The sequence below is a fragment of the Mycobacterium sp. IDUB_21 genome, assembly GCF_055419425.1.
Genome location: NZ_JBVAXQ010000016.1, coordinates 68,582 through 88,109, shown reverse-complemented (window position 1 = coordinate 88,109; position 19,528 = coordinate 68,582). Strand labels below are relative to the sequence as shown.

The following is a 19,528-nucleotide window of genomic DNA, read 5'->3' as shown; positions in this document are numbered from 1 at the left end:
TCCGTGCCGAGGCCGGATTCACGCACGCTCGCCCCGGGGTTTGCCCCCGCCGCGTGACGGGTAGGCGACCCGGATGAATCCCGAAATGCCACCTGAGCCGGGAACACCCAAGGAACCGCCGCACAGGCGTGTTCCCGAGGAGCCGCCGGAACGACTGGTGCCCGCGGACCCGCCCGAACGCCTGGCGCCCGAAGAAGTGCCGGAGCGGCTGGTACCCGAAGACCCGCCCGAGGAGCCCGAGGAGTGAGTGCCCATGCGCGCTGAAGAAGGCGACGAAACCATTCAGGATTACGCCCACGAGGCGCAGGAGACGCAAGACAGGGTCGCCCGCCGATCCTGGTGGACGCGGTTGCGCGCCGTGCTGAGCGCGTTCACGCGGCGCCGCTGACACGCGCGGGGACCAGATCAGTGGCAATCTAGTCGCCATGGAGCACCGGCCGGTCAGCGCGGCGGTCGAGGCCGCGCACCGTGAACACCTGAGCACGCTGCCCTTCGGGGACACAACCGATTTCGCGGACGCCGACCGCGGCTTCATCGCTGCGCTGAGTCCGTGCGTCATCACCGCCGCCGACGGCCGGGTGGTATGGGACAACGACAGCTACGGCTTCCTGGCCGGGGATGCGCCGACGTCGGTGCATCCGGCCCTGTGGCGCCAGTCCCAACTGGCGGCCAAGCAAGGGCTCTACGAGGTCACCGAGGGTATCTACCAGGTCCGTGGCTTCGACCTCTCGAACATCACCTTCGTCGAGGGCGATACGGGTGTCATCGTCATCGATCCGCTGATCTCCACCGAGGTCGCCGCCGCCGCGCTGGGGCTCTACCGCGAACACCGCGGCGGTGACCGGCCCGTCACCGCGGTTATTTACACGCACAGTCACGTCGACCATTTCGGTGGCGTGCTGGGCGTCACCTCGCAAGCCGAGGTCGACGCCGGCCGGGTCGCCGTCATCGCCCCGCAGGGCTTCATCGAGCATGCCGTGCAGGAGAACGTCTACGCCGGAACCGCGATGTCGCGGCGGGCCTCCTACATGTACGGCACCCAGTTGGCGCGCGGTCCGCTCGGACAGGTCGGCTGTGGACTGGGGCAGAACACCTCAACCGGGGAGGTGGCCGTGATCGTTCCGACCGTCACCATCGCCGACACCGGTGAGACCCACGCCGTCGACGGCGTGCAGATCGAGTTCCAGTTGGCACCGGGCACCGAGGCGCCGGCCGAGATGCACTTCTACTTCCCAAAATCCAGGGCACTGTGCATGGCCGAGAACGCCACCCACACCCAGCACAATCTGCTGACGCTGCGCGGTGCGCTGGTACGTGACCCGCACGCGTGGGCGGGGTACCTCACCGAGGCCATCGACACCTTCGCCGGGCGGGCTGACGTCGTGTTCGCCTCGCACCACTGGCCGACCTGGGGCGCCGAGCGGATAGCGGAATACCTGGCGCTGCAACGGGATATGTATGCCTACTTGCACGACCAGACGTTGCGGCTGCTGAACCGGGGCCACACCGGGGCCGAGATCGCCGAACAGTTCCGACTGCCCCCTGCGCTGGAACGCGCCTGGCATGCCCGCGGCTACTACGGCTCGGTGAGCCACAACGTCAAGGCCGTCTATCAGCGTTACATGGGCTGGTTCGACGGCAACCCGGCGCGGCTGTGGCCGCACCCGCCCGAGGCATTGGCCACCCGCTACACCGCAGCCCTGGGTGGGGTGGAGCGAGTCGTCGAGCTGGCCGCCGAAGCGTTCGACAACGGTGATTTCCGTTGGGCGGCGACACTGCTCGACCACGCAGTATTCGCCGATGCCGATCATGCCGGTGCGCGCCGCCTCTACGCAGACACCTGCGAGCAGCTGGCCTACGGTGCGGAGAATGCGACGTGGCGCAACTTCTTCCTGTCCGGTGCCACCGAATTGCGAACCGGGGTATTCGGTACTGCCGTGCAGGTCACCTCGACGACGCTGTTGTCCCAGCTGAGCCCCGAGCAGCTGTTCGACAGCCTGGCGATCCGGGTGGACGCGCCGCGGGCCTGGGAGCTTGAACTGGCCCTCGACATCACCTTCGCCGACACCGGCGCCAACTATCGGCTCACGCTGCGCAACGGCGTGCTGGTCTACCGGAAGGTCCCCCCGGACCCGGACACCGCGGATGCCACCATCACCCCGGCCGGCAAGTCGGCGTTACTCGCGGCCCTGCTGGGGCAGGGAACACTGGAAGTCGCCGGCGACCAGTCGGCGCTGCCGAGACTGCTGGGCGTGCTCGACAGCGCAGACCCCGGATTCAACATCGTCACCCCCTGACGCGGGGTCGAACCGGCACCTTAGGGTGGCAGCGTGCAGTTGCTGCTTATCCGCCACGCGCTCCCGCTGCGCAGCGAGTACGGCCAGGGTTCGGACCCTGAGCTTTCCGAGACCGGACTCGAGCAGGCTCTGCGCCTGCCCGCTGCGTTGCAGCGCTACCCGATCACCCGGTTGGTCAGCAGCCCGCAGCGCCGGGCGGTGCAGACCGCCGAACCATTGGCCCGCGAGCGCGCGCTGACCATCGACATCGATGAGCGGTTCGCCGAGTACGACCGGGAGATGGCCGGGTATCTGCCCATCGAGCAGCTGCGCACCGAGCGGCCGCAGGACTGGGCCCGGATGTCGCAGGGCCACCTGCCCGGCGACGTCGACGAGGTCGCGTTCTGCGCGCGGGTGGCTGCCGCCGTCGCCGACGTGGTGGCCGCCGCCGGCGTCGATGACACGGTGGCGGTGTTCAGCCACGGTGGCGTGATCAATGTGGTGCTGCACCAGATCCTGGGCACACCGCGGTTGTTGTCGTTTCCCATCGACTACGTGTCGGTCACGCGGCTGCTCTATTCGCGGTCCGGGCAGGCCGCAGTGGCGTCGACGAACGGTACTGAGCACGTCTGGGATCTGCTGCCGCGCAATCAACCCCGGCTACCCGGGAATGACGCCGCCGACGCGGCGGGCTAGACGCCTACCCGGCCGGCTACCGCCGGGCGAGCGTCTTCTTGGCGGCGCGCCGCAGCTGGAAGATCCGCGCGGTGCCGGCCAGCGCGGTGACCAGCCCGCCGCAGACCGCCGCCAGCAGGATCGCCACACCCAGCGGCAGGCTCCACGTCCACGCCAGGAACGTCAGGTCGACCGGACCGGTGTTCTGGGTGACGAACACCAGCAGCACGATGAGAATCAGAAAACCGGCGATCAGCGCGCTCCACAGCGCGCCGGCGCGGGTCAACGGCATTGCGGCCGGTGGCGGCGGTGTGGTTTCGCCCCGCGACGGGTCGGCTGGCACGGTGGGATCGCTGCTCATGGGTGCCATCTTGCCGCTTCCGACGCGGAAATGAACGACTTCCCGTCAGTTTCCGCCTCCAGGGCACTGCGGATCGCCGATCGGTCGCCTACGGTGGTCCGGTGAGCGCAGCCCCGTCCGGCTCGTGGCCGGCGATCCTTACCTGGCGGGCGCCCGACGCCACGCGGATGGAGTCGGTGCGGGTGCAATTGTCCGGCAACCGGATCAGGGCCAACGGCCGGATCGTGGCGGCGGCCACCGACACCCACCCGGCGTTCAGCGCCTACTACGACCTGCAGACCGACGAGTCCGGGGCCACCAAGCGGCTGGGGCTGACCGTCACGGTGGCCGAACGGGACCGCCAGCTGGTGATCGCCCGCGACGAAGAGAACATGTGGCTGATCACCGACGCCCGTGGGCAGTCACGTGCGGGCTACGACGGGGCGTTGGACCTCGACGTCGTGCTCAGCCCGTTCTTCAACGCGTTGCCGATCCGGCGGGCCCGGCTGCATCAGCGGGTGGCTGCGGTCACCCTGCCGACGGTCTACCTGTGGCTTCCGGAGATGTCGGTGGTCGCGGCGGAGGCCAGCTACAGCAGCACCGAGACCGGAATCACGGTCCTGACTCCGGGCACCGATCCCGGCGGCACCACCATCACCGTCGATGACGACGGGTTCGTCATCGACTATCCCGGGTTGGCAGCGCGGATCTGATCACCCCACCCGCCCGGCCGGCGGCGGCCAGCTCCCGGCGCCAGTCGTCCGCGCCGACGACGACGGCGAAGATCTCGGTGCGCGGGAAACTGTCGTAGCGGGTCCGGGCGGCATGGCCGTGGTTGACCAGGTCGGCCACCGAGTCGGCGGCCGACAGTGAATCCCGAGCCTCGCCCAGCAGTTCGATGGCCCGGTCCAGCGCCGGCAGCAGGTGCAGCCAGTTCGCCTCACACATGGCCCGCACCAGGTCCGGGGCGGTGCCCGCCACCCGGGTGCCGTCCCGGAACGACCCCGCTGCCAGCCCGAACGCCAGCGGCACGTCGGCGGCTATGACGGCCAGCGCCTCGGCCAGCAGGTGCGGCAGATGTGAGATCGCGGCCGCGGCCGCGTCGTGCTCCTCGGAGCGGGCCGGCACCGCCACCGAGCCGCAGTCCAGGATCAGGTCCAATACCGTCGAGAACACCGTGGGGTCCACGTGGTCGTCGACGCTGATCACCCACGGTGCCCCCTCGAACAGCCCGGCGTGCCCGGCCGGCCAGCCGGAGTGGGCGGTGCCGGCCATCGGGTGGCCGCCGACGAAGCGGTCCCGCAGTCCAGCGGCCGTGACAGCGTCGAGCACCGCACTCTTGACGCTGGTGACGTCGGTCAGCGGGCACTCGGGCGCCAGCCGGCGGATCTGGTCGAGTAGCGCCGCCAGCGCCGGCACCGGGACGGCGATCACGATCAGCGCGTGGGTTTCGGCGGCCCGTGCCAGTGCCGAATCCAGTTCGGTGGTGGCGTCGAACCCGTCGGCGACCGCGGCGTTCACACCCCCCGCCGAGCGGTTGTAGCCGAACGTCACCCGGCCGGCCGCGGCGGCGGCGCGCAGCACCGAACCGCCGATCAGACCGAGCCCCAGCACACACACCGGTGTTTTCGTTGCGCTTACCACCACCTCTCCAGGTTGGCACACGCTGGTCAAGGGCGTAAACGGCGACTACCGTTGGCGGCCATGGGAGCACAGGGCGCGTCCACACAGGGCCGGCCGGCGGACACGCTGGACGGCTTCGGGGTGGCTGTTGTGCGCGAAGACGGCAAGTGGCGTTGCACGGCGATGCGTGCCGCGACGCTGACCAGTCTGTCGATGGCAGAGACGGAGCTGCGTGAATTACGCAGTGCAGGAGCGGTTTTCGGACTCCTCAATGTCGACGATGAATTCTTCGTGATCGTCCGCCCCGGTCCGGCCGGAACCCGCTTGCTGCTCTCGGATGCGACGGCCGCACTGGACTACGACCTCGCTGACGAGGTGCTCGAGCAGTTGGACGCCGACATCGACGCCGATGACCTGGAGGACTCCGAACCGTTCGAAGAGGGCGATCTGGGCCTGTTGTCCGATATCGGACTGCCTGCCGCGGTGCTCGGCGTCATCCTCGACGAGTCCGACCAGCCCGTCGATGAGCAACTGCACCGGATCGCCAGCGAGATGGGCTTCGACGAGCAGCTCACCGCGGCGCTGCCGCGACGCGGTCGGTGACCGGCCCGCCCGCCGACGAGGACCTGATCCGTGCCGCACTGGCGGCTGCCGGCCAGGCCGGCCCCCGCGATGTTCCGGTGGGTGCGGTGGTGCTCGGCGCCGACGGCACCGTGCTGGCCCGGGCGGCCAACGCCCGCGAAGCCCTCGGCGACCCGACCGCGCACGCCGAGCTGCTGGCCCTCCGCGAGGCGGCCGCGGTACTCGGCGACGGCTGGCGGCTGACCGGCGCGACGCTGGCCGTCACCCTGGAGCCGTGCACCATGTGCGCGGGGGCGCTGGTGGCCGCCCGGGTCGCGCGGCTGGTGTTCGGGGCCTTCGAACCCAAGACCGGGGCGGTCGGCTCACTGTGGGACGTGGTGCGCGATCGCCGGCTCAATCACCGCCCGCAGGTCCGCGGTGGGGTGCTGGCTCAGGAGTGTGCTGCACCACTGGAGGCGTTCTTCGCCCGGCAGCGATTGGGCTGACGGCACCGTCGTTGGGTACGCTGTCCCGCGGTGGCGTGTCCGAGCGGCCTAAGGAGCACGCCTCGAAAGCGTGTGACGGGTAACCCCCGTCCGAGGGTTCAAATCCCTCCGCCACCGCCATGTGAATGCGTGCGAGTGTGCGGTTTGGTACCCGATCCACCAGGGTCGGCGTGCGAAACCGCACACTCGCCGCGAATAACTCTCACCGCGGCCGGTCCACCTCATAAGTTCCCGCGTCGTCGGAGAACTCCGCCAGCACCTGACGCTGGTCGCCGTCGACGGTGACCAGGCACGTGAAACTGCTGCCCTTCCGCACCCTCGGGTTGACCCCGTTGTTGCACCGGACGGCGGTCACGTCCTCGCGCCCGTAGCCGTTGATCGGGTCGGTGAGCACCTGGCGGACACCGTCTTGGGCGTGGGTGACGTCGAGTTCCACCGGCCCGGAGCCGCCGACGACGCCACGCAGGACCAACGTCAGCAGCACCGCCAGCGCGAGCGTGCCGGTGACGGCCGCCCCGACCAGCAGCATCCCCCGATTCGACTGGTGTTGGGGGTCAACCCGTTTCGGCGGAGTCGACGCGGGAGGCGGCGGCGGTGCCGGCGGCCGGGGGCCCGGAGGGGGCGGCCGGTGTGACCGCGGCGGCGGGACCCGCGGCGGCTGGGCCGGGGGCCGCCGGAACTCCAGATACCAGGGCTGAGCTGGAGGTTGCGCCGGCCGGCCCGGTGGCGGCCCGGGTGGGCGCCGGGGCAGGCGCGGTATCGGCGTGGTCCGCCGCTCCGGCGGGTCCGGCGGCTCGGGTCGACGGTTCACGGGAACCGCTCGAAGCATCCGTCGATATCGCCGTGCAGCCCGGAGCGAAAAGCGAGGATCCGGGTGAAACCGGCCGGCACGGTGTGGTCGTCGACGTCACTGGCCACCACGCCGTTCATCAGCAGTCCGGTGACCGCCTCGTCGAGGTCGCCGCCGGCCAGCGTCAAGCCCGGGCCCGACGACAGCGTCATCGGCTCGGCCATCCGGCGCTGGGCCACCCCGGTCAGACACGCGGTCCGCAGCGCCGCCGTCGCAGACTCCAAACCGACCTCGCGTTCACGTTGCACTGCAAGCGCATACCGCGACGTGACGGCCGACAATCCGGTGTTGTCGCCCTGCGGCATACCCAGTGTCGATTGATCCGTCGGTGCGCTCATGTCCTGCAAGCCGGCCATGTCGATGACGACGGTATTGGTCTCCGGGCAGTAGGCAACCGGGTTGGGCTCGTGGCCGCTCGGGCACTTGCCCGACGTAGAGAGGCTCGGCGGCCGGGACAAGCCGAAGATCTGGCCCAGCTGCTCCATCAGCGTCGACAGGACGGACTCGTCGATCGTGAGGTCGCTCTGCGGGTTCTCTGAATCGAACAGCGAGCGCGGCAGGTTGCCGCGGCGCTTGCGGATCTCGCCCATGTCGATCTCGGCGCACATCTGTGCGCCGCCGTCGAAGCCGGTCTGGAAGGCGCCGACCCGGTCCAGCGCGGTGCCGTGCTCGTCGGAGATCGACACCGGGTTGTCCAACGTCGAGACCGGGTCGCGGATCACGATCAGCCCGGCCAGCACGTGGTTGAGCCCGTCGCCAGTGCTCAACGCCGCGCGCGACGAACTGCCCGCGGCCACCCACTGCATGTACACCCCGGCGAAGCAGTCGGCCTGCTGTTCGCGCACCAGGGTTCGGGTCAGCGGGCCCACGATGTCGGACATGTTCTGCAGGGCGTGCCCGTATTCGTGGGCCAGCGTCCCGTTGATCGCCATGTCGCCGAAGTACTTTCGGGCCGTCGGCATGAACTTGGCCCGATCCCAGGCCATCGTGTCGGCCTTGCGGCAGTACATCGCGTTGGGCAGGTGGTAGACATCGCCGCCGCACACCGAAGGGGTATTGGGGTCGGTGGAGTCGTAGGACATCAGCGTCGATACCGGCTGGAAGCGTCCGCTCAGGGATTGGGCGTAGTGCTGCGTCCAGAACTCTTCGATGTCGTCGATCGCGAACAGCGACAGCCGGTCGATCTGCCCGCCGTCGCTGTTGTTCACCCTGGGGGTGACGGGCGGTACGTCGCCGCGCGGGCCACTGGGCCCCTCGGTGGTGGGCAAGCCGCCGACCTTGCCCGGGTTGTACAGCATCGACACCGCTCGTCCGGTCACCACGGTGGGCGTGGTGTCCGCGCAACCCGCCAACGCCAGCATCACGCAGGCCACGCCGAAAAGTGTTCTGGCGGTCTTGCCGACGGCCCGTCCTGACATCATCACCCGCTGAGGAACGCGACGATCCCGCTGGTGACAGCCGCGGCGTACCGCGCCCGCCCATCAGCGCTCTCCAGCAACGCCGCGTCGTCGGCGTTGCGCATGTTGCCCAGTTCGACCAGCACCGCGGGGTACTCGGCCAGGTTCAGCCCGGCCAGATCCGGCCGACCGTAGAGTCCGTCGGCGCCGAGGTAGCTGGACTCGGGGATGCCCGCGGCCGCCAGAGAGTCCCGGATGTCACCGGCCAGCCGCACGGCCGGGCCGGCCTGGGCGTCGTTGAGCGGTGGGCTGGAGTAGTTGACGTGAAATCCGCGGCCGGAGGCCGGTCCGCCGTCGGCGTGGATGGACACGATCGCGTCCGGGTGCGCGCCGTTGGCCGCGGCGGCACGGGCGTCGATGCACGGCGCGGGCGAGGTGTCGTCGGCACGGGAGAGTTCGGTGTGTACGCCCATCTGGTCGAGGGCTGCCCGGATCCGGTTGGTCACATCCCAGTTGAGGCTGTGCTCGGGGTAACCGTCGTCGGCGGCGGTCCCGCTGGTCTGACACGGCTTGGTGCCACCGCGTCCGTTGGGTACCTGCCGGGCGATCGAGGCGTCGTTGGAACCGCTGTGCCCCGCATCCAGAAACACCGTCTTGCCGGCGACGGTGGGGCTGGCGGGGTCTGCGCCCCCAGCGGGCGCACCGGCGGTTGCCGCCATCAAGCACGCAGCCGAGGCGACACAGACAACAGTCCGGCGACGCACCGGGCAAGACTAGCAAGCGCCCGGTGGCCGGCCGGGGTTGAATGGATCGATGCAGCTGATGTCACCGACTGATTCGATGTTCCTGCTGACCGAAACGCGAGAGCATCCCATGCATGTCGGCGGCCTGATGTTGTTCGAACCGCCGCCGGGAGCCGGCCCGGAGTTCGTCGGCGAGATCTATCAGGGTCTGCTGGGCGCCCGTGACCTGCAGCCCGCGTTTCGTAAACGTCCGGCGACCCTGCTCGGCGGGATCGCGAACGTGGGCTGGGCTTTCGACGACGAGATCGACATCGAGTACCACATCCGGCGTTCGGCGCTGCCGGTTCCGGGCCGGGTGCGCGACCTGCTGGAGCTGACCTCGCTACTGCACGGCAGCCTGCTGGACCGGCACCGCCCGCTGTGGGAGGCGCATCTGGTCGAAGGTCTCAACGACGGGCGGTTCGCCGTCTACGTCAAGATCCACCACGCGCTGATCGACGGTGTCTCACTGCTGCGGCTGCTGCACCGAACCCTGTCGGTCGATCCGCGCGAGGAGGAACTGCGCACCCCGTGGTCCATCTCGCCGCCGTCGCGGCCGCACCCCGAGGCGCCGTCCCGGCTGCGTCAGCTGACCGGAGTTGTCAAAGGCGTTGCGGCCCTGGGTCCGTCGACGGTGAAGCTGGCACGTGCGGCACTGTTCGAGCAGCAGCTGACCCTGCCGTTCGAAGCGCCGCGCACCATGCTCAACGTCAAGATCGGTGGGGCGCGCCGGTGCGCGGCGCAGTCCTGGCCGGTGGCGCGCGTCATTGCGATCAAGCGGGCCGCCGGGGTGACCGTCAACGATGTGGTGCTGGCGATGTGCGCCGGGGCGCTGCGGGCCTACCTGGACGAACAGCAGGCCCTGCCGGAACATCCGCTGGTGGCGATGGTTCCGGTGAACCTGCGCAGCGAGGCCGACGCAGACTCCGGCGGCAACATGGTCGGCACCATCCTGTGCAATCTGGCCACCGATCTGACGGACCCGGCGCAGCGACTGGAGGCCATCAGCGAGTCGATGCGCCGTAACAAGAAGGTGTTCAGCGAGTTGCCGCGCACTCAGGCGCTGGCACTGTCGGCGGCCAACATGGCGCCGCTGGCACTGGCGGCCGTCCCCGGCTTCATCTCGGCGGCGCCGCCGCCTTTCAACATCGTCATCTCCAACGTGCCCGGGCCGGCCGAGCCGATGTACTGGCGGGGCGCCCGACTGGACGGCAACTATCCGCTGTCGATCGCCCTGGACGGACAGGCGCTGAACATGACCGTGGTCAGCAACGCCGGCAACCTCGACTTCGGGTTGGTCGGCTGCCGTCGCGCGGTTCCCCACCTGCAGCGCCTGCTCGGGCACCTGGACACCGCGCTGGAAGACCTGGAACGCGCGGTGGGTCTGTAGCTAGCGCTGCCACCAGGATCGCCGGGGGGCCTGCTGTTCGGGGTGCCCCTCGCACCACTGCTCGGGCGGCACCTGAGCGCGGACGTCGGCGATGTGATCGCCGCAGCCGTCCCAGGTGGTCTTGCCGCAGACCCGACAGGGCACGGGGTAGCACATCAGCGGTTCCTTTCAGGCGGTGCGCAACTCAGGCGGTGCGCAACGCAACAGCCAGGGTATCGATGACGTTGCGGATCTTCTCGGTCACCTCGTCGGCGATCGGCACCAGGGCCGGATTGTCGACGACTTGGGCCATCAGTTGCGGATTCATCGCCTCGACGAGCACCGTCTCGGGGTGTTGCGGGTCCTCGCGGACCACGACGTTGCACGGCAGCAGCACCCCGATGCGCTTTTCGGCGGTGACGGCGCGGTGCGCCAACGGCGGGTTGCAGGCGCCCAGGATCAGGTAACGCTCCATCTCCTCGCCGAGCTTGGCCTTAAGCGTTGCCTGCATATCGATTTCGGTGAGTACACCGAAACCGTTGTCCTTCAGTATTTCTCGCGTCTTGGCGGTAACGGTGTCGAAATCGACGCCGGACACCGCGGTGCTCATCGCGACGGACATGAGACCTCCTTTGTCGTCGTGGCCATAATTTATCGTACACCCCGGGGGGTATATACCGTCACGGTATCGTCAGCTCATGCAGACCCTGCGCACCCCCGACGACAGGTTCGTCGACCTCCCCGATTTCGGTTACCCGCCCCAGTTCTGCGACCTCGACGATGATGACGGCGGCACCCTGCGGGTGGCCTGGGTGCAAGACGGGCCCGAAGAGGCCGACCCGATCCTGATGCTGCACGGCGAGCCGTCGTGGTCGTATCTGTACCGCAAGATGATGCCGATCCTGGCCGAGGCCGGCCACCGGGTCATCTGTCCGGACCTGGTCGGGTTCGGGCGCTCGGACAAGCCGACTCAAGCGGAAGACCACACCTACGCCCGCCACGTCGAGTGGATGCGGGCGCTGGCATTCGACGTCCTCGACCTGCAGAACGTGACCCTGGTGGGCCAGGACTGGGGCGGCCTGATCGGGCTGCGGCTGCTCGCCGAGAATCCGGATCGGTTCAGCCGGGTGGTCGTGGCCAACACCGGTCTGCCCACCGGGGACATCCCGATGCCGGAGATCTGGTGGCGTTTTCGCGAGTCGATCCAGACCGCGCCGACGATCGACGTCGGATGGTTCGTGCAGTCCGGGTGCCGTAAGCCCATGGGCGAGGCCGTTCGGGCCGGCTACGACGCGCCGTTCCCCGACGACAGCTACTGCATCGGGCCGCGGACCATGCCGTCACTGATCCCGACCACGCCTGAGGACCCGGCCGCCCCGGCCAACCGGTCGGCGTGGGCCGCGCTGTGCGACTCGGAGACCCCGATGCTGGTGGCGTTCAGTGACGGTGACCCGATCACCGGGGCGATGGCGCCGATCTTCCAGCGCGAGATGCGCGGTGCGCGCGGCCGTGCGCACCCGGTGATCCACGACGCCGGCCACTTTTTGCAGGAGGACGCCGGCGAGGAGTTGGCCCGCCACATCGTGGAGTTCCTGCGCCGCTAGCGCCGGTCGTGAAGTTGCGCCGAGTGTGCGGTTTGGGTGGCATATCGGCCTTTTGCGACCCAAACCGCACACTCGGCGGACAGGTGCGCCGTGACTTCTGTGACAGACGGGGGCGCAGCATCCATGATGGACACCATGGACCTGCCCGTGGCGCCGCCGGTGGATCCGATGCTCGCCAAGGCCGCGGCCAAGGTTCCCGGTGCGGGCGAGGAGCCGGGATCCTGGTCCTATGAGCCGAAGTGGGACGGTTTCCGTGCCATCGTGTTTCGCGACGGCGACGAGGTGTTGCTGCAGTCGCGCAACGGAAAACCGCTGGGCCGCTACTTCCCGGAGCTGCTGGACGCCTTGCGTGCCGAGGTCGCGCCGCGCTGTGTGCTCGACGGGGAGGTGGTGGTACCCCGGCAGATCGGCGGACGGACTCGGCTGGACTGGGAGTCGTTGAGCCAGCGGATCCATCCCGCCCAGAGCCGGGTGCGGATGCTGGCCGAGCAGACCCCGGCGCAGTTCATCGGCTTCGATGCGTTGGCCACCGGGGAGGCATCGCTGCTCAGCGAGCCGTTCCGAGTACGGCGGGAGGCGCTGGCGGAGTTGGTGGGCGGCGGGCCCAGTTGCCATGTCACCCGCGCCACCGCGGATCCAGAGCAGGCCACCCGCTGGCTCACCACGTTCGAAGGGGCCGGGCTGGATGGGGTGGTCGCCAAACGGACTGACGGGCCCTACCTGCCCGGCAAGCGCGACATGGTCAAGGTCAAACACCGTCGCGACGCCGACTGCGTGGTCATGGGCTACCGCATCCACAAGAGCGGCGCGGGAATCGGCTCGCTGCTGTTGGGCCTGTACCGCGCCGACGGCGAGCTGGCGATGGTCGGCGGGGCCGCGTCGTTCACCGACGCCGACCGGCTGGCCCTGCTGACCGAGTTGGAGCCGCTGCGCCTCGGTGACGTCCGCGAGGGTGAACCGAGCAGGTGGAACTCCGCGGCCGACAAGCAGTGGGTCCCGATCCGGCCCGAGCGGGTCGCCGAGGTCGCCTATGACCAGATGGAAGGGGACCGGTTCCGCCACACCGTGAAGCTGTTGCGGTGGCGTTCCGACCGGGACCCCGCCAGTTGCACGTTCGACCAGCTCGACGTGCCGCTGAACTACGAACTCGACGATGTGTTGGAGACCTGAGGTGTCCGGCAAAGGCCAAGCCGAGGAATTGGAGGTCGACGGCGTCGCCGTCCGATTCACCAGCGGTGACAAGATGTACTTCCCCCGGCTCGGCGCAGCCGGGACCAAACGCGCGCTGGCCGACTACTACCTGGCGGTGGCCGGTGGGCCGCTGCTGCACGCATTGCGGGACCGGCCCACCCATCTGCAGCGGTTCCCAAACGGTGCGGTGGGCGCTGAAGGCACTGCGGTCTACCAGAAGCGGCTGCCGCGCGGGCATCCCGACTATCTGGAGTCCTGCCGGGTGACCTTCCCCTCCGGCCGTACCGCCGACGCGCTCAAGGTCATCCGGCCCGCGGACATCCTGTGGGCGGTGCAGATGAGCACCGTGACGCTGCACCCGTGGCCGGTGCGTTGCCCCGACACCGACCACCCCGACGAGCTGCGCATCGACCTGGACCCGCAGCCCGGCACCGGCTTCGCGCAGGCCCGCGCGGTCGCGCTGGAGGTGTTGCACCCGCTGCTCGACGAGCTCGGCCTCGTCGGCTACGTCAAGACGTCCGGTGGCCGCGGTCTGCACGTCTACCTGCGGATCAAGGCCGATTGGGACTTCATCGAGGTCCGCCGGGCCGGAATCGCGCTGGCCCGCGAGATCGAGCGGCGCGCCCCGGAGGCGGCCACCGCCTCGTGGTGGAAGGAGGAGCGGGGTGCGCGGATCTTCGTCGACTTCAACCAGAACGCCCGCGACCGCACCATGGCGTCGGCCTATTCGGTGCGGGCCACCCCGATCGCCACTGTTTCCACACCGTTGACCTGGGACGAGTTGGCCGACGGCGCCGACCCCGACGACTACACCATCGCCACCGTGCCCGATCTCATCGCGCGGCGCGGCGATCCGTGGCGCAGCATCGACGACCTCGAACAATCCCTCGAGCCGCTGCGCGAAATGGTGGTGGCCGACGAAGCCCTCGGCCTGGGTGACCTGCCCTACCCGCCGAATTATCCGAAGATGCCCGGCGAACCCAAACGGGTGCAGCCCAGCCGGGAGAAATCAGACTGAGTCAGTTTGGGGGCTCCAGCAGTCCGACACAGGTGGCGGTGAGCAGCCGGGTCAGCGCCGCGGTGAAGTCCAGGTTCCAGTCCGGCGACAGCTCCGGTTCGTCGGCGTAGGCGTTGGTCAGCGTCTGCGGTGGATGAGCGACCTGCCAGAGCACCGAGCCCAGCGAATAGGCCGCCAACAGCAGATCCAGTGCCCCCCTCGGCTTGAGCCCGGGCAGCGCCCGCTCGATCGCGCCGGCACTGGCCATCACCGCGGCAGTGCTGACCCGCCTCACCTCGATCACCCGCTCGGCGTCCACCTCATGTTCTAGGTGCAGGTGCAGGTTGGACAGTAAGTCGCAGAACAGCGGGTCGGCGGCGAGTCCATTGACCAGGATCTCGACCACCCGGTCCGGCGACATCGGCCCGGGTTGGTCCAATCCCACGCAGACCGACTCCGACCATCGCTCCCAGCTCTCAGCCGCCAGACGCAGCAGCACCTCTTTATAGGAGCTGAAATAGCGGCGGACGGCCGAGTGGTGCACCCCGGCCCGTCCGGCCACCGCGGTCAGCGTCACCGACGCGACGCCCGCCTCGAGCGCCACCGAGCGCGCGGCTTCGACCAGCGCTTCTGCCCGCTGGCGCTTCTTCTCGTCGCTGCGAGCGCGTTGAAATGAGACCTGCGGCACGGCGCGATGATAACGCACATGACGTGCGTTGCGACAGTTCCGGGCAGTGCTGTAGCGTGCGTTTACGCACGTGGACTTGGGTTAGGGTACCCAAAGGTGCTAGGTGAAGGGGACTCCGATTTTCAAGGTGCTGAGCCGGGTGTGGATACCCCTGGTGATTCTGGCCGTGGTCGGTGTCGCCGGGTTCACGGTGACGCGCATCCATGGCCTGTTCGGATCTGAGAAGCGCCCGTCGTACTCCGACGGTCAGGTCGACGAGACCAAGCCGTTCAACCCCAAGCGGCTGACCTATGAGATCTTCGGCCCCCCGGGCACGGTGGCCGACATCAGCTACTTCGACGTCAACTCCGAACCCCAACGTGTCCAAGGCGCCCAACTGCCATGGCAGCTCGAGATCGTCACGACTTTGCCGGCAGTGGTGGGAAGCATTATGGCGCAAGGTGATAGCAACAGCATCGGTTGCCGGATCACCGTGGATGGGGAGGTGAAGGCCGAACGCATCTCCAATGAGGTGAACGCCTACACCTTCTGTCTGCTGAAGGCGGCATGAGTCCGCCGATAACCGGTAAGGCGGACGGGCCTCCTCAGCGGACGTTCGTCGCGCACACCATCCGGCGGCTGTCGGTGCCGATCATCCTTTTCTGGGTCGGCCTGATCGTGCTGCTCGGCGCCACCGTGCCGTCGCTGGAGCAGATCGGCAAAGAGAACGCCGTGTCGGCGAGCCCGGCGTCCGCGCCGGCTACGCAGGCCATAGCCGAGATGGGCAGGGTCTTCCAGGAGTCGGACTATGACAGCACCGCCATGGTGGTGCTGGAGGCCGACCACGAACTCGGCGACGCCGAGCATGAGTACTACGCGGAGATGGTTAAGCGGTTCGAAGCCGACACCGCTCACGTGCAGCACGTCCAGGACTTCTGGGGTGATCCACTCACCGCGGTCGGCGCCCAGAGTGCCGACGGCAGAGCGACTTACGTGCAGCTGAACCTGGTCGGCAATATCGGCCAGGCCTCCGCCAACGACTCCGTCGAGTCGGTCCGCAACATCGTCGACTCGATCCAGAAACCGCCCGGGCTGACGGTCTACGTCACCGGCACCGCCGCGCTGGCCAACGACATGAACCACGCCGGCGACAAGTCCATGCTCAGGATGATGGCCGTCACCATCCTGGTGATCCTGACCATGCTGCTGGCGCTCTACCGGTCGGTCACCACCATGGTGCTACTGCTGGCCATGGTCGGTCTGGAGCTGTCCGCGGCGCGCGGGGTGGTCGCATTCATCGGCCATCACCACCTGGTCGGATTGACGACGTTCGCCGTCAACCTGCTGGTCTCGCTGGCGATCGCCGCCGGCACCGACTACGCGATCTTCCTCATCGGCCGCTACCACGAGGCCCGTCACGACGGCCAGGATCGGGAAACGGCCTACTACACGGCGTTCAACGGCGTCGCCCACGTCATCCTGGGCTCCGGGCTGACCATCGCGGGCGCACTGTTCTGTCTGCACTTCACCCACATGCCCTACTTCGCCTCGCTGGGCATCCCGTGCGCGGTGGGCATGGTCGTCTCGGTGATGGCCGCGTTGACCCTGGGGCCGGCGATCATCACGGTCGGCAGCCGGTTCGGACTGTTCGAGCCCAAACGTAAGATGAGCACCCGCGGCTGGCGGCAACTCGGGACGGCGATCGTCCGTTGGCCCGGGCCGATTCTGGTTGCCTCACTGGCCATTGCGGCTGTCGGCCTGCTGGCGCTGCCGGGCTATCAACCGGCCTACGACGACCGCAAGTACATTCCCACCGACATCCCGGCCAATGAGGGCTTCAACGCGGCCGACCGGCATTTCTCGCAGTCCCGGATGATGCCGGAAATGCTGATGATCGAAACCGATCACGACCTGCGCAACCCGGCAGACTTCTTGGTCATCGACAAACTGGCCAAGGCGGTGTTCAAGGTCGTCGGCATCTCCCGGGTCCAGGCGATCACCCGGCCGCAGGGAACCCCGCTGGAACACACCTCGATTCCGTTTCAGATGAGCATGCAGAACGCCGGTCAGATGCAGACCATGCAGTTCCAGAAGAAGCGCATGGACGACATGCTCACCCAGGCCGACGCGATGGGCGAGACCATCGCCACCATGCGCCAGATGCTCGGCTACATGGGCCAATTGGCCGCCACCACCCACGAGATGGTGGCCGACATGGACGTCCTACAGGCTCAGATCTACGACATCCGGGACCACATCGCCGATTTCGAGGATTTCTGGCGGCCCATCCGCAGCTACTTCTACTGGGAACCGCACTGCTACGACATCCCGATCTGCTTCTCGCTGCGCTCGGCGTTCGACATGGTCGACAGTGTCGACCCGATGAGCGAGAGCATGGACAGGATGATCATGCACATGGGCGACATGGACAAGCTCATGCCGCAGATGCTGACCACCTTCCCACCGATGATCGAGACCATGGCGACCATGCAGACCATGATGCTGACGATGCACAGCACCATGTCCGGCATCTTCAACCAGATGGAAGAGATGGGCGACAACGCCACCGCGATGGGTAAGGCGTTCGACGACTCAAAGAACGACGACTCGTTCTATCTGCCGCCGGAGGTCTTCGAGAACCCGGACTTCAAGCGTGCGATGAAGATGTTCGTCTCCCCTGATGGCAAGGCCGTCCGGATGATCATCGCGCACCGCGGCAATCCCGCCACCGCAGAAGGTATCTCGCATATCGACAAGATTCGCACTGCTGCCGAAGAGGCGCTCAAGGGAACACCGCTGGAGGACTCCAAGATCTATCTCGGCGGGACCGCAGCGCTGTTCAAGGACATGCACGACGGCTCCAACTACGACCTGCTGATCGCCGGAATCGCCTCGCTGTGCCTGATTTTCGTCATCATGCTGCTGATCACGCGTGCGCTGATCGCCGCATTGGTGATCGTCGGCACCGTCGCACTGTCACTGGGCGCGTCCTTCGGGCTGTCGGTGCTGGTCTGGCAGTACCTCATCGGTATGCAACTGCACTGGCTGGTGATGGTGATGTCGGTGATCGTTCTGCTGGCGGTGGGGTCGGACTACAACCTGATGCTGGTCTCTCGATTCAAAGAGGAGATCCATGCCGGATTGCACACCGGCATCATCCGGGCGATGGGCGGCACCGGGAAGGTGGTGACGGCGGCCGGCCTGGTGTTCGCCTTCACCATGGCTTCGATGGTGGTCAGCGACCTGCGCATCATCGGGCAGGTTGGCACCACCATCGGCTTGGGGCTGCTGTTCGACACCTTGATCGTGCGGGCGTTCATGACGCCGTCGATCGCGGCCTTGCTGGGCCGCTGGTTCTGGTGGCCCATCAACGTGCTGCCGCACGTCGGCGGCAAAGCCGCCCGGCACCGGGAAGTCGCCGCCGCCGCGCGGGAGTCCGACGTGGATGCGACCGAGGAGTTCGCCCCTCCGCAGCGCTGAGGGCTGCCGTAAGCGACACAATCGGTGGCCGGCTGTGAGCGATCCCATGCGCCGAGCGACGACAACTAATTAGGTAGCACGGCTAAAGTTCTGTAGCATTCAAAGGTCGGAAAACTGACATAGGGAAAGGTCCGGGGTAGTGGTTAGAGTGGATTCCATGCGTACGCACCGCCCGATTCGCTCGATGCTCCGGGTGGCCGTCCTGGCCACCGTCGCCGGGATCGCCGCCGCGTTGCTCCCCGCAACCGCCGCCGCCGACGCCACCGATGACTTCCCGATCCCGCGCCGGGTGATCCGCACCGACTGCAGCGCCGAGCAGATGCTGGCCGCCAGCCGCGACCTGTCGCCGGTCTACTACGAGCGCTACATGATCGACATGCACAACAAGCCGGTGCAGGTGCAGCAGGCGGCCATCGACAAGATGCACTGGTTCTTCTCGCTGAACCCCGAGCAGCGCCGGGCCTACTCCGAGGAGTTGGCGACGAACTTCGCCGACCCGATGACGGTGTCCTGGCCCAACCACGCCAAGATCTTCTTCAACAACAAGGGCGTCGTCGCCAAGTCGACCGAAGCCTGCAGTCAATACCCGCGCGACGACATGTCGGTGTGGGACTGGGCTCCCAAGCCGTAACCGGAGACGGGCGATGAACGGTTCCATCCGTCGAGTCACGCGGGCGCTGGCCGTCGCCGGGATGGCGGGCGGCCTGCTCATCGGGACTCCGGGATCACCCGCAGGGGCGCAACCCGCGGGGTTTCCCAATCTCGACGACTTCACGGCGGCCCCGGCAGACGCCTACATCACCACCGGGCCGAAGGGCCCCGGGCGCTGGGTGAATTTCTCCACGCCCTATAACATCGCGTGCCAATTCGACGCCACGGACCCACCGGCGGGATCGTCGCAGGCCATCATGTGCGACGGCGACATGCCGGGCTTGGCAACCGCGCCGCTCAGCTCGGGTGCTCCGGTGCCCGGCGGCTGTGTGATCGGGACCGTCCGCTCCCAGGGCGCGGCGGGCCTGCGTCTGAACCGTGAATCGACCGGTTGCGGCCGCCAATTCTCCAATGGTGCCTTCCTGGGCGTCGGGCAGAAGGTGTCCTACGGCAACGTGACGTGCGCGGTCGGCGCCGACCAACTGGTCGCCTGCCTGGACACCTCGCTCGGGCATCACGGGTTCGTGCTGAGCCCGTCCGGGAGCACGGCGTTCTAAAG

Annotated in this window: 23 protein-coding genes and 1 tRNA gene; 16 read left to right on the top strand and 8 right to left on the bottom strand. The window is 68.0% G+C overall.

The window, feature by feature from the left end; all coding sequences use genetic code 11:
- Positions 1-73: 73 nt before the first annotated feature.
- The 4 genes from ACZYY4_RS20410 to ACZYY4_RS20395 are packed head-to-tail and all read left to right on the top strand — an operon-like array spanning position 74 to position 2,972.
- A complete protein-coding gene (locus ACZYY4_RS20410) occupies positions 74-247 on the top strand; it encodes a hypothetical protein (protein ID WP_463811867.1) in 174 nt (57 codons plus the stop codon).
- Positions 248-253: 6 nt separating this feature from the next.
- Positions 254-388 carry a hypothetical protein gene (locus tag ACZYY4_RS20405; protein WP_463811866.1) on the top strand — a complete coding sequence of 45 codons (135 nt, stop codon included), beginning with the start codon at positions 254-256 and terminating at the stop codon, positions 386-388.
- A gap of 37 nt (positions 389-425) precedes the next feature.
- Positions 426-2,297, top strand: a complete 1,872-nt coding sequence (locus ACZYY4_RS20400) for an alkyl/aryl-sulfatase (RefSeq protein WP_463811865.1) — start codon at positions 426-428, stop codon at positions 2,295-2,297.
- Positions 2,298-2,330: 33 nt separating this feature from the next.
- Entirely contained in the window at positions 2,331-2,972 is a 642-nt protein-coding gene (locus ACZYY4_RS20395) for a histidine phosphatase family protein (RefSeq protein WP_463811864.1), read from the top strand.
- Between the two features lie 16 nt (positions 2,973-2,988).
- On the opposite strand, the gene ACZYY4_RS20390 is transcribed toward ACZYY4_RS20395, so the two are convergent.
- A complete protein-coding gene (locus ACZYY4_RS20390) occupies positions 2,989-3,312 on the bottom strand; it encodes a LapA family protein (RefSeq protein ID WP_463811863.1) in 324 nt (107 codons plus the stop codon).
- A 101-nt stretch (positions 3,313-3,413) separates the two neighbouring features.
- On the opposite strand from ACZYY4_RS20390, the gene ACZYY4_RS20385 reads away from it, so the two are divergent.
- Positions 3,414-4,004, top strand: coding sequence for a putative glycolipid-binding domain-containing protein (locus ACZYY4_RS20385; RefSeq protein WP_463811862.1), 591 nt, complete (start codon positions 3,414-3,416; stop codon positions 4,002-4,004).
- Here ACZYY4_RS20385 and ACZYY4_RS20380 read toward each other — a convergent pair.
- Entirely contained in the window at positions 3,970-4,911 is a 942-nt protein-coding gene (locus tag ACZYY4_RS20380; protein WP_463811897.1) for a prephenate dehydrogenase, read from the bottom strand. The two genes, ACZYY4_RS20385 and ACZYY4_RS20380, sit on opposite strands and share 35 nt — an antisense overlap.
- A gap of 84 nt (positions 4,912-4,995) precedes the next feature.
- Between ACZYY4_RS20380 and ACZYY4_RS20375 the strand changes: the two genes are divergently transcribed.
- The 3 genes from ACZYY4_RS20375 (at position 4,996) to ACZYY4_RS20365 (ending at position 6,101) form a co-directional block, all read left to right on the top strand.
- The gene (locus ACZYY4_RS20375) at positions 4,996-5,517 is read left to right on the top strand and encodes a tRNA adenosine deaminase-associated protein (RefSeq protein WP_463811861.1); all 522 of its coding nucleotides are present in this window, start codon (positions 4,996-4,998) and stop codon (positions 5,515-5,517) included.
- The gene (locus ACZYY4_RS20370; RefSeq protein WP_463811860.1) at positions 5,514-5,981 is read left to right on the top strand and encodes a nucleoside deaminase; all 468 of its coding nucleotides are present in this window, start codon (positions 5,514-5,516) and stop codon (positions 5,979-5,981) included. The genes ACZYY4_RS20375 and ACZYY4_RS20370 overlap by 4 nt, the downstream gene beginning before the upstream one ends.
- Positions 5,982-6,010: 29 nt before the next feature.
- Positions 6,011-6,101, top strand: a tRNA-Ser gene (locus ACZYY4_RS20365).
- An 82-nt stretch (positions 6,102-6,183) separates the two neighbouring features.
- Here ACZYY4_RS20365 and ACZYY4_RS20360 read toward each other — a convergent pair.
- The 3 genes from ACZYY4_RS20360 to ACZYY4_RS20350 form a co-directional block, all read right to left on the bottom strand.
- Entirely contained in the window at positions 6,184-6,510 is a 327-nt protein-coding gene (locus ACZYY4_RS20360; RefSeq protein ID WP_463811859.1) for a DUF4333 domain-containing protein, read from the bottom strand.
- A 278-nt stretch (positions 6,511-6,788) separates the two neighbouring features.
- Complete coding sequence (locus ACZYY4_RS20355; protein ID WP_463811858.1) at positions 6,789-8,249, bottom strand: neutral zinc metallopeptidase; 1,461 nt, start codon at positions 8,247-8,249, stop codon at positions 6,789-6,791.
- A 2-nt stretch (positions 8,250-8,251) separates the two neighbouring features.
- Complete coding sequence (locus ACZYY4_RS20350) at positions 8,252-8,947, bottom strand: Rv3717 family N-acetylmuramoyl-L-alanine amidase (RefSeq protein ID WP_463811857.1); 696 nt, start codon at positions 8,945-8,947, stop codon at positions 8,252-8,254.
- 94 nt (positions 8,948-9,041) lie between these two features.
- Here ACZYY4_RS20350 and ACZYY4_RS20345 point away from each other — a divergent pair, with 94 nt between their 5' ends.
- Positions 9,042-10,400, top strand: coding sequence for a WS/DGAT/MGAT family O-acyltransferase (locus tag ACZYY4_RS20345; RefSeq protein ID WP_463811856.1), 1,359 nt, complete (start codon positions 9,042-9,044; stop codon positions 10,398-10,400).
- On the opposite strand, the gene ACZYY4_RS20340 is transcribed toward ACZYY4_RS20345, so the two are convergent.
- Positions 10,401-10,556, bottom strand: a complete 156-nt coding sequence (locus ACZYY4_RS20340) for a hypothetical protein (protein WP_463811855.1) — start codon at positions 10,554-10,556, stop codon at positions 10,401-10,403. It abuts the gene before it with no gap.
- A gap of 28 nt (positions 10,557-10,584) precedes the next feature.
- Complete coding sequence (locus tag ACZYY4_RS20335; protein ID WP_463811854.1) at positions 10,585-11,001, bottom strand: DUF302 domain-containing protein; 417 nt, start codon at positions 10,999-11,001, stop codon at positions 10,585-10,587.
- A gap of 76 nt (positions 11,002-11,077) precedes the next feature.
- On the opposite strand from ACZYY4_RS20335, the gene ACZYY4_RS20330 reads away from it, so the two are divergent.
- The 3 genes from ACZYY4_RS20330 (at position 11,078) to ACZYY4_RS20320 (ending at position 14,192) form a co-directional block, all read left to right on the top strand.
- Positions 11,078-11,983 carry a haloalkane dehalogenase gene (locus ACZYY4_RS20330; RefSeq protein WP_463811853.1) on the top strand — a complete coding sequence of 302 codons (906 nt, stop codon included), beginning with the start codon at positions 11,078-11,080 and terminating at the stop codon, positions 11,981-11,983.
- 126 nt (positions 11,984-12,109) lie between these two features.
- Positions 12,110-13,153, top strand: coding sequence for an ATP-dependent DNA ligase (locus ACZYY4_RS20325; protein ID WP_463811896.1), 1,044 nt, complete (start codon positions 12,110-12,112; stop codon positions 13,151-13,153).
- A 1-nt stretch (position 13,154) separates the two neighbouring features.
- Positions 13,155-14,192 (top strand): DNA polymerase domain-containing protein, encoded by a 1,038-nt coding sequence (locus tag ACZYY4_RS20320; protein WP_463811852.1) that lies wholly within the window; start codon positions 13,155-13,157, stop codon positions 14,190-14,192.
- A 1-nt stretch (position 14,193) separates the two neighbouring features.
- Here ACZYY4_RS20320 and ACZYY4_RS20315 read toward each other — a convergent pair whose 3' ends face one another.
- Positions 14,194-14,877 (bottom strand): TetR/AcrR family transcriptional regulator, encoded by a 684-nt coding sequence (locus tag ACZYY4_RS20315; RefSeq protein ID WP_463811851.1) that lies wholly within the window; start codon positions 14,875-14,877, stop codon positions 14,194-14,196.
- Positions 14,878-14,986: 109 nt separating this feature from the next.
- On the opposite strand from ACZYY4_RS20315, the gene ACZYY4_RS20310 reads away from it, so the two are divergent.
- From ACZYY4_RS20310 to ACZYY4_RS20295, 4 genes are all read left to right on the top strand, one after another.
- Positions 14,987-15,409 carry an MmpS family transport accessory protein gene (locus ACZYY4_RS20310; RefSeq protein WP_463811895.1) on the top strand — a complete coding sequence of 141 codons (423 nt, stop codon included), beginning with the start codon at positions 14,987-14,989 and terminating at the stop codon, positions 15,407-15,409.
- The gene (locus tag ACZYY4_RS20305) at positions 15,406-18,318 is read left to right on the top strand and encodes an MMPL/RND family transporter (RefSeq protein WP_463811850.1); all 2,913 of its coding nucleotides are present in this window, start codon (positions 15,406-15,408) and stop codon (positions 18,316-18,318) included. Before ACZYY4_RS20310 ends, ACZYY4_RS20305 begins: the two co-directional genes overlap by 4 nt.
- A gap of 157 nt (positions 18,319-18,475) precedes the next feature.
- Entirely contained in the window at positions 18,476-18,949 is a 474-nt protein-coding gene (locus ACZYY4_RS20300) for a DUF5078 domain-containing protein (RefSeq protein WP_463811849.1), read from the top strand.
- A 13-nt stretch (positions 18,950-18,962) separates the two neighbouring features.
- Positions 18,963-19,526, top strand: a complete 564-nt coding sequence (locus ACZYY4_RS20295) for a hypothetical protein (protein WP_463811848.1) — start codon at positions 18,963-18,965, stop codon at positions 19,524-19,526.
- Positions 19,527-19,528 lie beyond the last annotated feature (2 nt).

Bases quoted from the DNA above. Each gene is read 5' to 3' on its own strand.
- ACZYY4_RS20340 (WP_463811855.1), bottom strand. From the start codon at position 10,556: ATGTGCTACCCCGTGCCCTGTCGGGTCTGCGGCAAGACCACCTGGGAC.
- ACZYY4_RS20335 (WP_463811854.1), bottom strand. From the start codon at position 11,001: ATGTCCGTCGCGATGAGCACCGCGGTGTCCGGCGTCGATTTCGACACC.
- ACZYY4_RS20355 (WP_463811858.1), bottom strand. From the start codon at position 8,249: ATGTCAGGACGGGCCGTCGGCAAGACCGCCAGAACACTTTTCGGCGTG.
- ACZYY4_RS20325 (WP_463811896.1), top strand. From the start codon at position 12,110: ATGGACACCATGGACCTGCCCGTGGCGCCGCCGGTGGATCCGATGCTC.
- ACZYY4_RS20360 (WP_463811859.1), bottom strand. From the start codon at position 6,510: ATGCTGCTGGTCGGGGCGGCCGTCACCGGCACGCTCGCGCTGGCGGTG.
- ACZYY4_RS20410 (WP_463811867.1), top strand. From the start codon at position 74: ATGAATCCCGAAATGCCACCTGAGCCGGGAACACCCAAGGAACCGCCG.
- ACZYY4_RS20405 (WP_463811866.1), top strand. From the start codon at position 254: ATGCGCGCTGAAGAAGGCGACGAAACCATTCAGGATTACGCCCACGAG.
- ACZYY4_RS20375 (WP_463811861.1), top strand. From the start codon at position 4,996: ATGGGAGCACAGGGCGCGTCCACACAGGGCCGGCCGGCGGACACGCTG.
- ACZYY4_RS20350 (WP_463811857.1), bottom strand. From the start codon at position 8,947: ATGGCGGCAACCGCCGGTGCGCCCGCTGGGGGCGCAGACCCCGCCAGC.
- ACZYY4_RS20300 (WP_463811849.1), top strand. From the start codon at position 18,476: ATGCGTACGCACCGCCCGATTCGCTCGATGCTCCGGGTGGCCGTCCTG.
- ACZYY4_RS20345 (WP_463811856.1), top strand. From the start codon at position 9,042: ATGCAGCTGATGTCACCGACTGATTCGATGTTCCTGCTGACCGAAACG.
- ACZYY4_RS20330 (WP_463811853.1), top strand. From the start codon at position 11,078: ATGCAGACCCTGCGCACCCCCGACGACAGGTTCGTCGACCTCCCCGAT.
- ACZYY4_RS20390 (WP_463811863.1), bottom strand. From the start codon at position 3,312: ATGAGCAGCGATCCCACCGTGCCAGCCGACCCGTCGCGGGGCGAAACC.
- ACZYY4_RS20400 (WP_463811865.1), top strand. From the start codon at position 426: ATGGAGCACCGGCCGGTCAGCGCGGCGGTCGAGGCCGCGCACCGTGAA.
- ACZYY4_RS20305 (WP_463811850.1), top strand. From the start codon at position 15,406: ATGAGTCCGCCGATAACCGGTAAGGCGGACGGGCCTCCTCAGCGGACG.
- ACZYY4_RS20295 (WP_463811848.1), top strand. From the start codon at position 18,963: ATGAACGGTTCCATCCGTCGAGTCACGCGGGCGCTGGCCGTCGCCGGG.